General features: G+C 52.3%; 13 protein-coding genes. 2 read left to right on the forward strand and 11 right to left on the reverse strand.

The annotated features are described in order from the left end of the window. Positions 1-14 precede the first annotated feature (14 nt). Complete coding sequence (locus tag P1X16_RS17580; protein WP_277231573.1) at positions 15-1,352, reverse strand: hypothetical protein; 1,338 nt, start codon at positions 1,350-1,352, stop codon at positions 15-17. Between the two features lie 567 nt (positions 1,353-1,919). On the opposite strand from P1X16_RS17580, the gene P1X16_RS17585 reads away from it, so the two are divergent. Then, entirely contained in the window at positions 1,920-2,981 is a 1,062-nt protein-coding gene (locus P1X16_RS17585; RefSeq protein ID WP_277231575.1) for a DUF3089 domain-containing protein, read from the forward strand. A gap of 4 nt (positions 2,982-2,985) precedes the next feature. On the opposite strand, the gene P1X16_RS17590 is transcribed toward P1X16_RS17585, so the two are convergent. The 10 genes from P1X16_RS17590 to recA all read right to left on the reverse strand — a co-directional run bounded on the left by P1X16_RS17590 (position 2,986) and on the right by recA (position 11,364). Beyond that, positions 2,986-3,306 (reverse strand): hypothetical protein, encoded by a 321-nt coding sequence (locus P1X16_RS17590; protein ID WP_277231576.1) that lies wholly within the window; start codon positions 3,304-3,306, stop codon positions 2,986-2,988. 72 nt (positions 3,307-3,378) lie between these two features. Then, positions 3,379-4,218 (reverse strand): translation elongation factor Ts, encoded by an 840-nt coding sequence (gene tsf / locus P1X16_RS17595; protein WP_277231580.1) that lies wholly within the window; start codon positions 4,216-4,218, stop codon positions 3,379-3,381. Positions 4,219-4,369: 151 nt separating this feature from the next. Then, entirely contained in the window at positions 4,370-5,137 is a 768-nt protein-coding gene (gene rpsB, locus P1X16_RS17600) for a 30S ribosomal protein S2 (RefSeq protein ID WP_277231582.1), read from the reverse strand. 18 nt (positions 5,138-5,155) lie between these two features. Further along, positions 5,156-5,542: a 30S ribosomal protein S9 gene (gene rpsI, locus P1X16_RS17605; RefSeq protein ID WP_277231584.1), complete on the reverse strand. Its 387-nt coding sequence runs from the start codon at positions 5,540-5,542 to the stop codon at positions 5,156-5,158. A gap of 38 nt (positions 5,543-5,580) precedes the next feature. Beyond that, positions 5,581-6,033, reverse strand: coding sequence for a 50S ribosomal protein L13 (gene rplM, locus P1X16_RS17610; RefSeq protein WP_277231587.1), 453 nt, complete (start codon positions 6,031-6,033; stop codon positions 5,581-5,583). Between the two features lie 199 nt (positions 6,034-6,232). Continuing rightward, on the reverse strand, positions 6,233-6,946 hold the full coding sequence (locus P1X16_RS17615; RefSeq protein ID WP_277231591.1) for an RluA family pseudouridine synthase: 714 nt from the start codon (positions 6,944-6,946) through the stop codon (positions 6,233-6,235). 87 nt (positions 6,947-7,033) lie between these two features. Further along, on the reverse strand, positions 7,034-8,167 hold the full coding sequence (locus P1X16_RS17620; RefSeq protein ID WP_346771253.1) for an ATP-binding protein: 1,134 nt from the start codon (positions 8,165-8,167) through the stop codon (positions 7,034-7,036). Positions 8,168-8,361: 194 nt separating this feature from the next. Continuing rightward, a complete protein-coding gene (locus tag P1X16_RS17625; protein ID WP_277231596.1) occupies positions 8,362-9,060 on the reverse strand; it encodes a response regulator transcription factor in 699 nt (232 codons plus the stop codon). 150 nt (positions 9,061-9,210) lie between these two features. Then, entirely contained in the window at positions 9,211-10,035 is an 825-nt protein-coding gene (locus P1X16_RS17630) for a DUF3108 domain-containing protein (RefSeq protein ID WP_277231598.1), read from the reverse strand. Between the two features lie 237 nt (positions 10,036-10,272). Then, complete coding sequence (gene recA, locus P1X16_RS17635; protein ID WP_277231601.1) at positions 10,273-11,364, reverse strand: recombinase RecA; 1,092 nt, start codon at positions 11,362-11,364, stop codon at positions 10,273-10,275. A 314-nt stretch (positions 11,365-11,678) separates the two neighbouring features. Here recA and P1X16_RS17640 point away from each other — a divergent pair, with 314 nt between their 5' ends. Then, complete coding sequence (locus tag P1X16_RS17640; RefSeq protein WP_277231604.1) at positions 11,679-12,722, forward strand: hypothetical protein; 1,044 nt, start codon at positions 11,679-11,681, stop codon at positions 12,720-12,722. The last annotated feature ends 23 nt before the right edge of the window (positions 12,723-12,745 follow it).

Raw genomic sequence — 12,745 nt, forward strand, 5'->3', positions numbered from 1 at the left:
TAATTGTGTTAGTGTTAGTCGCGACGCAGGGCCACTGGCACATCGAAGAGCACAGGGCCAGTGGCGGATTGACCGCCGAAGCTTTCGGCTACGCCCGCAAGCACTTCCGTTAGCAGAAAGGTCTTGGGGCCTTGGCCGGCAATGTTACTGTCATTGGAAGTGGAGTAGGTACTAGCCCAAGTAGGAGCGGTAGGCGCCAGCGCCAGCCGGAGCGTTTGTGGCTTCTGCCGCGAGGCCGTTGAAGGAAGCTTCGAAACGCTGATTTGAGTGAAATGCGTATATGCTCGGCCCGCAGCCGGTACGGGTGGGCCACCAGCCGCCGCCCACGTTTTCACCAACTTGGCATCGGTGTTGCCTGGCTCCAGGCGCAACTGCGATACAGAAAAGCTTTTTTGCGCGGCCAGCGGGAGGTGTTTCAAATCAAAGCCAACCACAAACTGCGCGGGCTCTTTCGCCGACAATGAAGTGAACGACACGCCCGTGGCCTTGCCCCCTTGGGGTCCGGGTTCCGCATACCATTCGCCCTTGCCTTGGTAGCCCGTCACGACACCGTAAGTAGGTGCCTCGTATTTGGCATTGAAATGCACCTGCGGCTGCTGATCCAGCCGTCCCATCAATTGCTGATTTACCTGCGCCACCAACGGTGCTGGCCCGAGCACCCACACGTAGTAGGGTAGTTTGGTCCCAGTTAGGGTCTGCCGCTTGGTGCGGTTGCCAGGATAGAAGTTGCCCCGAAACTCCGACGTATTCGCAAATACCGACACCGCTAGCTCTGCTGGATTCGCGGTGCTGAGCGCATCTTTTACGTCGGTGCGCACGCGCCACGTTTGGGTGGGGTCCTTGGGGCCGTAGATGAAATCGGAAACGATAATGCTGACCGTGCCGGGCTTCTGCGTTTGTAGCTTTAGCACTTCGCGTAGCATATCGGGCATTTCAGTGCCCGCCGCCGGATTCTCGATGCCGCGGCTTATAGTCTGGCTTAACTCGGCGTAGGAAGTGGGTTGAACTACCGGATTCTCTTTCACAAAATAGTAGCCGGCTGTCGTGCCTTGCGTCGTCCGGCCCTGCACGTCGGAGAGTAAGGCCGTAACGGTGCGTTGAAATTCACTGCCCGGGTCGCCTGGCCGGTTGGCCCGCACAAACCCCTGCATGCCGCCCGATATATCGACAAATACATTGAGCTGGCGCAGACCGGTGGTCTTGTTGGTTGTTTCTTCGGTTTTAGGAGTTGCAGCGGTGGTAGCGGCGGCCTTGCTTGCGGCTCGTTTCTCGCCCGGTACATCGCAGGCGCTTAGCAACAAGGCCAAGCCGCAGGCCCAAAAAGATAGGTGGCGTTTACTAGTCGAGGCCATGAAAGAATGAATGCAGAGTAGGGTACAGGAAAGGCACTGAGTAGCTAATACGTTCATTCGGGGCTTTAGCTGGCAATGGTTTCCGGCAAGAGTATTGGTTGGTGTTGGTGGTGAGGCAAGGACTAGCAAAGCAGAAAGCAGCAAGGCAATATCGTGCCACTCAATTCAGGTCGAGAGGGTATTGCTGTGTATATACTTTGTGGCGTGCACATTAAAATATTATGTTTAGGTCTCAACCTCGTCTAAGGCTAGCCGAAAAGTACAAGTTAAATTAACTGCCTGTGTTTAGCGAAAAGGTGATTACCTCCTGCCTGAACATGAAGCGTAGTAAACGTCTTAGCCTCCCGATTATGTATAATCATAAAGCTTGCAAGGTCGGATACCCCGAAAAAGTAGCGCTAGCGGGGTTATGCAAGTAAGAGAATTCCACTTAAAAATCTCGTTGGTTCATTATTTCTAGTCCAGTATCAGGTGGTTACGTGCAGCGCCTGCCGTACTTTTGCTGGACACTATTGAAAATGCGCTCCTGTGTTCCAGTAGCGCTCTTAGTAGGACTATCAGCTTTCTATGATTTCTGCTATTTATGGCTTTCCACGCTGGCTAGCGCTCGTGCTGCCCGTGCTGCTACTGTGCTCTTGCCTGAACGTTATCAAGCCTAGCCGCGAGTTTCCTAGTTATTCCGTGCCCGCCGCTCCCGACTACGCGCAGCCTACTAATTGGGCCGCTTTGCCGTCTCGCGTCGATGCCGCCGACGTCGTGCCCACGCGTTCCGGCTTGCACGACCAGCAAGCTACGGCCGCTGCCGACGTGTTTTTCGTGCATCCTACCACTTATCTAGGCCGAGCGGGTTGGAACGCTGATCTTGACAACAAGCAAATCAACCATATTACCGACATCAGCACGATGCGTCGGCAGGCATCAGTCTTCAACGGTACCGCCCGCATCTATGCGCCGCGCTACCGGCAGGCAACTCTGTTCTCATTTTTTGATGAGCAAACCGATAACGGTACCCAAGCCATCAACTTAGCGTACGAGGACGTGAAGTCAGCTTTCCGGTACTACCTCGCGCACTACAACCAAGGCCGTCCCATCATCCTTGCCGGGCACAGCCAAGGCACCCGCCACCTCACTCAGCTACTGCGTGACTTTTTCGAGCACGACCCCGCCCTGCGTCGCCAACTCGTGGCTGCCTACTTGATTGGCTTTAACGTGCCCGATAGTACACTACAGGCAGTTCGTCCGTGTGCTGATTCCACCCAAACCGGTTGCTACGTGGCCTGGAACACCGTGGACTGGGGCCAGGAATATGCGCCCTATCAGCACAGTACCGTCACCAATCCCCTTACTTGGACTTGCGACACCACCGCGGCCCTATCGAGTCTCAACCTCGGTGGCATTTCCTACAGCTTCAATAAAGTAGATACCGCCGTAGTGGATGCCAAAGCCCATAATGGCCTGCTCTGGATTCACCGGCCGCAATCCTACGGCTACCCCCGCTTCCTGCTGCCCGGCCGCCCCGAGCTAAGCCACTCCTTTCACCTCGTCGATTATGCCCTGTTCTACATGAACATTCGACAGAATGCCGCAGCGCGGGTGCGGGCATATGAGCGGCGGAGTAATGGGCAATAGTCTACTATTCTAACAATTCAGCTAAACGGCGCTCGAATACTGTTCTGTAACGCCTTGCTAGTGGTATCTCAGGGTTTTGCTTTGAAAAGTGCTCCAAGCCGGCCCAGAAATGTTCTTCGTTGAAGTCAGTGAAGTCGTTGGCCGCAGCCAGAGCAAAGTTGTGTAATTGATAGGCCACCGCTCCTGTGTAATAATTCGTTTTAGCTAACCACTCGAAAGTTGCAGTATCAAATTGCTGAGGACTTGGCGGAATAGGTACTGTTCTGACTTCGATTAAGAATTGATATAGTAAATACCGATATGCATTTTTTCTGTTTGCATCCATACCGCAATGATGCATAAAAAAGCCCCACCAGCATAATGCTAGCGGGGCTTTTCAATTATATCAGGCTAAAAGCTAAGCGCCGATGGCTACGCGCTTGAAGTCGGTTACGGTCATGCCTTTCGACGTTTTGTCGAGCAGCTGCGCGATGGTTACGGAGTTGTCTTTCACAAACTCTTGGTTCAGCAAAGTATTCTCTTTGTAGAACTTGTTGAGTTTGCCTTGGGCAATCTTCTCGAGCATGGCTTCAGGCTTGCCTTCAGCACGTGCCTGCTCTTTGCCGATTTCGATTTCACGCTCAACGGTAGCAGAATCCACACCGTCCTTGTCAACGGCTACGGGCTTCATAGCTACAATTTGCATAGCCACATCGCGGCCTACAGTTTCTACGTCGGCACCGTTCACGTTCTTCAGGCCTACCAATACGCCTTTTTTGCCGTCGGAGTGGATGTAAGAAGCTACTTTCTCAGCAGTCATGTTGGCGTAGGCTACTACGTCCAGCTTCTCGCCGATTTTGCCCATCAAGTCGGTGATGTGGTCTTGCAGGCTGCGGCCGTCTTCTTGCGAAGCTGCCAGCAGGTCTTCCTTGGTAGCAGCATTGGTCTTCACAGCCGAATCCAGGATTTGCTGAACGAGGTTGCGGAAGTCAGCAACTTTCGAAACCGGCTCGGTTTCGCAAGCCAAAGCTACCAGTTTGCCGTTGGTGCCGTCTTCGCTTACGCTTGCCAGTACTAGACCTTCGGAGGTAGCATTGTCGGAGCGCTTGTCAGCAATTTTTTGGCCCTGCTTGCGCAAAATGTCGCGGGCGGCTTCGAAGTCGCCTTCGGCTTCTACCAGAGCTTTTTTGCAATCCATCATGCCGGCGCCGGTCATGGCGCGCAGCTTGTTCACGTCTTGGGCGGTAATTGCTGCCATTCTTGGGAAAAGTTAGATGCTAGTAGCTACTAGCTAGTGTTGATATTTGTGAGTGGAAACGGCAAAAGAAGAAGTCAGAAGCAAAACCCGGAAACTGGTAAGCACCATCGGATTCTAGCTTCTGACTTCTCACTTCTAGCTTCTTGAAAGCTTATTCGTCGGCCGTCAGTTTTTCCTGGATGCCTTCGTCTTCAGCCTGCTTCTTGTCGGCATCTTCTTTGTCGACTTTCCGCTCCGACAGACCTTCTTCGATAGCCTTGCCAATCACGTTTACGATCAGCTGGATAGATTTCGAAGCGTCGTCGTTGGCTGGAATTGGGAAGTCTACCAATTCAGGGTTGGAGTTGGTATCGCAGATAGCGAATACTGGAACGCCCAACTTCTTGGCTTCTTTCACGGCGATGTGCTCGCGCTTCACGTCTACCACAAACAGGGCAGCGGGGAGGCGGCTCAGGTCGGCGATACCACCGAGTACACGCTCCAATTTCTCACGCTCACGCGTCATCATCAGACGCTCGCGCTTAGCGAGAGCAGCGTAAGCAGTGTTTTCCTTCACCATCTTGTCGATGGTGCTCATTTTCTTCAGCGACTTGCGTACCGTGGCGAAGTTGGTGAGCATACCACCCAACCACCGGTCGGTTACGAAAGGCATCTTGAGGCGGGTAGCCTCCGAAGTTACTATTTCTTGCGCTTGCTTCTTGGTTGCAACGAACATCACCTTGCGGCCGCTCTTTGCAATGTTGCGGATGGCGTTAGCGGCCTGGTCCAGCGAAACAAGGGTTTTGTTGAGGTCGATGATGTGGATGCCGTTCTTCTCCATGAAGATGAACGGAGCCATTTTCGGGTCCCACTTGCGCGTGAGGTGACCAAAGTGGGCACCAGCGTCAAGCAGTTCTTTATAAGTGGTGGACTGAGCCATGATGAATTTCCTCTGGGATTAGCGTTTCGAGAACTGGAACGAACGACGAGCTTTGCGCTTACCGAATTTCTTGCGTTCCACCATGCGCGGGTCGCGGGTCATGAAGCCTTCCTTCTTCAGGGCCGGACGAACTTCTTCGCTGTTCCCTACGAGGGCTTTCGAGATGGCCAAACGGATAGCTTCAGCCTGCGCCGAGATACCGCCACCATTTACGTTTACCTTGATGTCGTACTGACCAACCTGCTCTACGATAGCGAGGGGCTGATTGACAATGTTTTCCAGGAGTTCGTTACCGAAGTAAGTCTTCATGTCCCGGCCATTGATAGTGATATTCCCTTGCCCGGCTTGCATGTAAATGCGCGCCACCGAGGTTTTTCTTCTACCAGAGGTGTTGGAGATTTCCATTAAGTGAAAAATTAAAGAAAAAAGAGGCCGAAATCGGCTTAGAGGTTTTTCAGTTCAACAGCTTGTGGCTGCTGTGCTTGGTGTGGGTGCTCGCTGCCAGCGTACACGTACAGGTTGCGGAACTGCTCGCGGCCGAGGCGGTTGCCTTGCAGCATGCCTTTCACGGCGTGCTCGATTACGCTAGCCGAGTTTTTAGCCTTTTTGTCGCGCAGATTAACGCGCTTCTGACCACCTGGATAACCCGAGTGGGTTACATAGATTTTGTCGGTCAGTTTCTTGCCAGTTACACGCAGGTTGTCGGCGTTGATAACAATAACGTTGTCGCCGCAATCGGAGTTGGGCGTGAACGATGGCTTGTGCTTGCCACGCAGCATGTTGGCAATCTGGCTGGCCAGACGGCCCAGGGGCGCAACACTGGCATCAACCACAACCCAGGCCTTATCGGCGTTGGCTTTGTTGACGGATACCGTCTTGAAGCTCAGATGATCCATTGGGAGGAAGGTAAGCGTTTGGAAATGAGATGAAACCGAACTAGGTCCGGGAAAAACGGACACAAAGTTACCGCCTTTCCCCGGATTTACAACATAGTGATTAATAATTGTGCCGAGGAAGAGGCTTTAAGACAGGCGCTAAGCAGAAACTAGCTGCCTCCTGGTTTTGAGAAGGAAAGTTTTCGTGCTGCTTACCCTCTTACTGATACTGCCGCAGTGTATCAACCAGCACCCGGAAATCTTTTGGGTAAGGCGCTTCAATAGTGACGCTCTCTCCGTCGAGCTTGGCAAACGTGAGGCTGGCGGCATGTAGCGCAAAACGCTTGATGAAGGGCTGCTCTTCTTCTCCTTCTTTCATGTTGAACTTCTTCTTCAGAGAAGAGAGAAAGAAATCTTCGCCGCCATACATCTTATCGCCAATGATAGGAGCTTGCAGATAGGCAAGGTGCAAGCGAATCTGGTGCATACGGCCCGTAATGGGCTGACACTCGAGCAGCGTATGGCGGGCAAACGCCTCCATAGTGCGCACCAGCGTCACGGCAGGTTTGCCATTGTACGCCAACCGAGCTCTGCCTTTGGTAGTGGTTTCGATGTTGCGCTCTACGCGCAAGCCCTCGTATTGGTGTACTCCCCAAGCTGCGGCATGGTAGATTTTGCGCACTTTGCGATCCTCGAACTGCATGGCCAAATGGCGGTACGCAGCCGGATTTTTAGCGAGTGCCAAGGAACCGCTGGTTTCTTTGTCGAGGCGGTGGCAGGCCTGCACGTCGTCGTACTGCTCGCGGGCGAGGCGTAGGATATTGGGCGCGCCGCCAAATCGCTCGTCGAGGGTGGCAAGAAAAGGAGGTTTGTTGATGACGACGTAATCTTCGTCTTCGAACAGAATGAGATCTTGAAAATTAGGTAGCTTCATAAGGAAGCCGCAAAGGTAAGCGGATTGAAGTGACAGGTCCTAGCTGACAAAATAGTAAGCACTAAGGTGCCATCCGTCCGCTGCTTGTTACCTGCTGCCCGACAATTCGTTGTCGCTCAACTGCCCATCATACGTCAGCTCATCACTTTTCTGCTTCGCTTCAGGCAGTACGTTCTTTGGCTTCATCAGCTTGAACTCGAGTGTAGTGCCTTGGCCCATTTCGCTGCGCACCCGAATAGTTGATTTGTGCGCTTCAATGATGTGCTTGCAGATAGCGAGGCCTAAGCCAGAGCCACCCGAGTCGCGTGAGCGGCTTTTGTCGATGCGGTAGAATCGCTCGAAGATGCGGTTCATGTGCTGCTTCGGAATACCAGCGCCATCGTCGCGCACGGATATGCGCACGGATTTGCTACTTTCCTGCAACGACACAATTACGTGTCCGTTTTCGCGCCCGTACTTAATGGCATTATCAATTAAATTGATGAGCACTTGGCGGATGCGGTTGCGGTCAGCCAGTACCCGTACGCCAGTTTCGGTCAGATCAGGAGGAAACAATTCAAGGCGCACATTGCGGTGAGCAGCTTTCAATTCCAACTGCTCGAAAATCTCTTGTACTAAAGCCACTAAGTCGAAGCCATGGCGTCGCATTCGTACTACGCCCTTTTCCAGCTGCGAAATAGTGACTAGGTCCTGAACCAGCGTGTCCAGTGCGTCGAGGCTATTGGCGGCCTTTTGTAGAAATCGTTGGCGAGTGAAATCATCTACTTCTTCATCGTCGAGGATGGTGTGCAAGAAGCCTTGCGCAGCGAATATGGGCGTTTTCAACTCGTGCGATACATCGGCCAGGAATTCACGGCGCAGAGCCTGCAGCCGTTTTAATTCGTCGATTTCCTTTTGCTTGCGTTCGGCCATTTCCACTATCTCGTCGCGCATGCGCTTGAGAGGTTCGGGCCGGAACAAGAACTTATTGGACAGCTTGCGAAACTCTTTGCGCTTCACATTTTCCAGGCTAGAATAGATGCTGTTGATTTCGCGAAAAATTAACGCCTCGAACATCAAATACAGCAGCAAAAAGCACGTAGCCACTGTGATGCCCGCTGCCAAAACACCCTCGCGCAACTCCATAGTAGGGCCTACCCACGCAAGCGTGGTAAGCGCAGCCGCGACAAGCAACGACAGAATGATGGCAATAATGCGCGATGAGAGATTCAAGCCAAACACAACAATTAATTCAAGGTTAAAGATAAATGATCAAATGATGATTATAAGCTATCAGTAGCTGTGGCAGAGGCTAATTTGAAATCAGGAAAGCTGATAGGACGTCAAGAAAAGACCTCTTTCGAACTTAGAGAATACTGCTTGTAAGTACCGCTCTGCCGTCCAAAAGAGGCCTCTTTAATTGGGGTTGCAGAGCGTTAGTCGGTGTTAAATTTGTAGCCGACGCCCTTGATAGTTTGGATGTGGTGGTCGCCTACTTTCTCGCGCACTTTGCGCACATGCACGTCCACGGTACGAGCCAGCACGAATACGTCGTTGCCCCAGATATTTTGTAGTAGCTCCTCACGCCCAAATACCTTGTGGGGGGTGGCGGCTAGAAAAGCTAATAGCTCGAATTCCTTTTTGGGCAGCGTAATCTTGCGGCCCTCCTGGTACACCGAGAAGCCTGTGCGGTCAATTTTGAGGCCGTTGATTTCGATGGTGTCTTGCACGGATTGTGGGTCCCGGTCGCGGCGTACAAAGGCGGCTAGGCGGCTAAGCAGGGCCCGAGGTTTAATTGGCTTGGCAATGAAGTCGTCGGCACCAGCCTCGAAGGCGGCTACTTCCGAAAATTCCTCGGCACGTGCCGTGAGGAAGATGATATAGGTATCCTTAAACTTGGGCTGTTCGCGCAAATGGCGGCAGGTAGCAATGCCATCGAGGTTGGGCATCATCACATCGAGCAAGATGATGTCGGGCGCAAACTGGGGAGCAATTTCCAGTGCCCGGCGACCGTCGGACGCCGATGCTACCGAGTAGCCTTCCTTGCGCAGGTTGTACTCGAGTAGCTCCACAATATCAGGATCATCATCGACTACCAAAATCTTGTACGCATTGGGATTAGCGGGTGCTTGCACGGTACGAGGTGTTTGAAGTAAAAAAGAAAGCGCTGGCAAAAGTACCGCCACGCCTGAGTCTAACATGTTACCTTTTCGTTAACCGTCGTTTCGATTAGCGCGAGTAGGCCATAAAAAAAGCGGCTCCTGTTGGGGCCGCTTTACAAGTCGCTAATTGCGTGCTACTAGGTTGAGTCGGGTTTTCAAGCCTTGGTACTTGAACATATCCACCTTGACTGCCCCAACAAACATTTCAGCTTGGATAAGAACTGGAATCTTGTTTCGGTCGTCGGAGAGGTAAACCGAAATAGCGTTTTCCCCTTTGAACAGCTTGTTGCTCGGCATCCTCGGGACCAGCTTAATGGCCCGAATAGTGCCGGCTTTGGTTTCCACTGTTTCGCGGCCTTTGTAGACTACATCCATCGAGAAGACATTCTCATCGAAGAAGCCTTGCACGCGAATCACTTCACCAATGTGGCGCTGGTCATAATTGAGCGTGCGCAAAAAGTAGAAGCCACTAACAATGTCCTGCACGTTGTCGGGCACTTTGTAGCTGCCGCGCTTGATCTTGTTTTTGTCTTTGCCGTGACGCTCCATCTGGGCCATGTCGTTGAAATGGTCGAAATCAACCGTTTCGCGCCGACGGTAGTTGTTTTCCTCGATGTTGCGGAAGAAGCGCTGGGGTACAATACTGGTCGTGTCGATGTAGCTGCGCCACGTATCACGAATGCGCAGAAAGACGTCGAACGAGCCTGTCGTTTTGCCCGTGACCGTAGCCCGGTAGCAAGCTCGGTCGTTGACGCGGTGCAAGTCATTATCCACTTCGATAGTTGCTTCGGCCGCATTGATGAGGCCGTAGTGCACCTTGTATTGCAACACCTCACCTTTCGTGAAGCTAGTGTTAGGTACGGACCGAAGACCACCAGAAGGCTGGAAGGCCAGCAGGCCCACCAGCGGTAGAAGAATGAAAAAAGATAATAGCCAACGGCGGTTCATAGAGTTGTAAGCAGGAAAAATAGGCTCCTGGGTACCTCAGACAAAAGAGGTGCCAGCAAATATAACGCAATGTCTCGACGGGCCAGAACGGTTGATTTACAACCAACTGGTTTTCTTTAAATCCGGTATTCCACTTACGAAACATCCGCTCTTAGTGGCAAGGCGATAACGCAAAAAGTCCCGCCGGAATGCCAGCGGGACTTTATTACCTCTTAATCTTATCTCAACGCGAAGCGCTTACAGCGTGTCGTCATCCTCAACGGTAGTATCTACCGGGATGGCGGCCATTGCTACTTCGGGCTCACCTTTCACCAAGTTGCGGATCTGCGCTTCGATTTTGTCAGCAAGCTCAGGGTTGTCCTGCAAGATGGTTTTCACGCCCTCACGACCTTGGCCGAGACGGTCGCCGTTGTAAGAGAACCAAGAACCCGACTTGGCAATGATGCCCATGTCGACGCCTAGGTCAAGGATTTCACCTACTTTCGAGATGCCCTCGCCGTAGATGATGTCGAACTCCACCACTTTGAACGGTGGCGCCACTTTGTTTTTCACAACCTTCACCTTGGTGCGGTTACCGGTTACGTTGTCTTTATCTTCCTTGATCTGGCCGATGCGACGGATGTCGAGGCGAACCGAAGCATAGAACTTCAGCGCGTTACCACCAGTGGTAGTTTCGGGCGAGCCGAACATCACACCGATCTTTTCACGGAGCTGGTTGATGAAGATGCACAAGCAGTTGGTCTTGTTGATCGTACCGGTCAGCTTACGCAAGGCCTGGCTCATGAGGCGGGCGTGCAAGCCCACTTTCGAGTCACCCATGTCGCCTTCCAATTCACCTTTCGGTACGAGGGCGGCCACGGAGTCGATAACAATGATGTCAATAGCACCCGAAGAAATCAGCTGGTCGGCTATTTCAAGGGCTTGTTCGCCGTTGTCGGGCTGTGCGATGAGCAGGTTTTCAGTGTCGATGCCTAGCTTCTCAGCGTAGGTGCGGTCGAAGGCGTGCTCGGCGTCGATGAAGGCAGCCATGCCACCTTTCTTCTGAGCTTCGGCAATAGCATGTAGTGTAAGCGTGGTTTTACCCGAAGATTCCGGACCATAGATCTCAACCACACGGCCACGGGGCAGACCCCCGATGCCCAGCGCAATGTCGAGGCCTAACGAGCCGGTGCTGATAGCCGGAATATCGACAACTTTGTTGTCGCTCAGCTTCATGACCGTTCCTTTACCGTAGTTCTTGTCAAGCTTGTCCAGCGTGAGCTGAAGAGCTTTCAACTTCTCGGTTTGAGGATTAGCAACCTTATCGGCTTTGTCAGTAGTAGCAGCCATTAGAATAGGGTTTGGGGGAAATGCTTAGGTTTGGTGAATGTAGGCGTTTTAGGTTGCCTGCGCAACCCAGAAGTGGCTTTGCAACGTGCCAAGCTACTCTGTTTGGGGTAGGCTAGTGTTAACGTCACTGACCTATATTTTGTCCCCGCAATGCTAAAAATTTTCGTTGAATTTAGGGAAATTTTTCTGTGCTAAGAATTTTAGGAAATACCTGTTTTTCTACCGCCTTGATACTGACGTTGGTAGGCTGGTTGGGAGGCATGAATACTGCTTTGGGGCAACTGAATAACCAGGCATTTTTATACCGATTACCTGTGAAACCCGAGAATAGTGGGCAGCTCCGGGTGGCAGTGCAAGGGTTTTTGTTCTCCAAAGACAACGAGTATTTCAACAAGATAAACGAAGGCAAAACCCTCTACGGAACACAGCTTGCCCCCCGTCTGGTTTACTTTCCGAGCGGTAATCTGCGGTTAGAGGCTGGTATTTTTCTTTATAAGGACTACGGTACGCCTCGGCTTCGACAGGTGCGGCCACTGTTCACCGCCAAGTATCAGAACGGCCCACACAGTTTGTTGTTCGGCAATATTGAAGGACAGTTGAACCACGGCTACATAGAGCCGCTATTTGACTTCGAGCGGGTGATGCTCAACAGACTTGAAGAAGGCATGCAGTATCGGCTGCAGACTTCGCGTGTGCAACTCGACGCCTGGGTGGATTGGCAGCGGCAACAGTATCGGTATAGCAATTTTCAGGAGGAAGTGGCCGGCGGGCTTACGTCGGAGGTTACGGCGTATCAGGATTCGGCGGGCTGGCGCTTGGGCATAGTACCGATGCAGTTCCTAGCAATTCACCACGGCGGCCAACTTGATACTATCGATACTCCGCTGCAAACGCTGTTCAACTTTGCTACCGGGCTGCGAGTACGGCGCAAGCTGAACTCCAAGTTTGCTACCGCAGTGTACCTCGATGGCTACGTGACGCACTTTACCGATTACTCCTTCGAAGAAGTATTGCCCTACAAGCGCGGCACCGGCTTATATCTTAATGCCAGTGTAGACACGCGCCTTTCCACGGTAATGGTTAGTTATTGGTCGGGCAATGGATTTGTGGCGCCACAAGGCGGCAAGCTCTACCAATCTATTTCGAGTACCGTCAATAACCCTAACTACACAGAGCGTCAGCGGCAATTGCTGATTCTGCGCTTTCTTAAAGACTACCATTTGCCGGGCAACGTTACGTTGAGTACGCGTTTCGAGCCTTTTTACGATTTGCAGAACAAGCAGATAGAGTTTTCTTTCGGCGCTTACTTGAACTTCAACTATGAGTTTTTGCTCGGTACGCTTCGGCAAAGCGAGTAAGCAATGGTACAGCCACATCCGGT

Source organism: Hymenobacter sp. YC55 (genome assembly GCF_029433095.1).
GTDB lineage: Bacteria > Bacteroidota > Bacteroidia > Cytophagales > Hymenobacteraceae > Hymenobacter.

Coding starts and splice junctions, on each gene's coding strand:
- rpsB (WP_277231582.1), bottom strand. CDS start 5,137: ATGGCTCAGTCCACCACTTATAAAGAACTGCTTGACGCTGGTGCCCAC.
- tsf (WP_277231580.1), bottom strand. CDS start 4,218: ATGGCAGCAATTACCGCCCAAGACGTGAACAAGCTGCGCGCCATGACC.
- recA (WP_277231601.1), bottom strand. CDS start 11,364: ATGGCTGCTACTACTGACAAAGCCGATAAGGTTGCTAATCCTCAAACC.
- P1X16_RS17585 (WP_277231575.1), top strand. CDS start 1,920: ATGATTTCTGCTATTTATGGCTTTCCACGCTGGCTAGCGCTCGTGCTG.
- P1X16_RS17615 (WP_277231591.1), bottom strand. CDS start 6,946: ATGAAGCTACCTAATTTTCAAGATCTCATTCTGTTCGAAGACGAAGAT.
- P1X16_RS17590 (WP_277231576.1), bottom strand. CDS start 3,306: ATGGATGCAAACAGAAAAAATGCATATCGGTATTTACTATATCAATTC.
- rplM (WP_277231587.1), bottom strand. CDS start 6,033: ATGGATCATCTGAGCTTCAAGACGGTATCCGTCAACAAAGCCAACGCC.
- P1X16_RS17630 (WP_277231598.1), bottom strand. CDS start 10,035: ATGAACCGCCGTTGGCTATTATCTTTTTTCATTCTTCTACCGCTGGTG.
- rpsI (WP_277231584.1), bottom strand. CDS start 5,542: ATGGAAATCTCCAACACCTCTGGTAGAAGAAAAACCTCGGTGGCGCGC.
- P1X16_RS17580 (WP_277231573.1), bottom strand. CDS start 1,352: ATGGCCTCGACTAGTAAACGCCACCTATCTTTTTGGGCCTGCGGCTTG.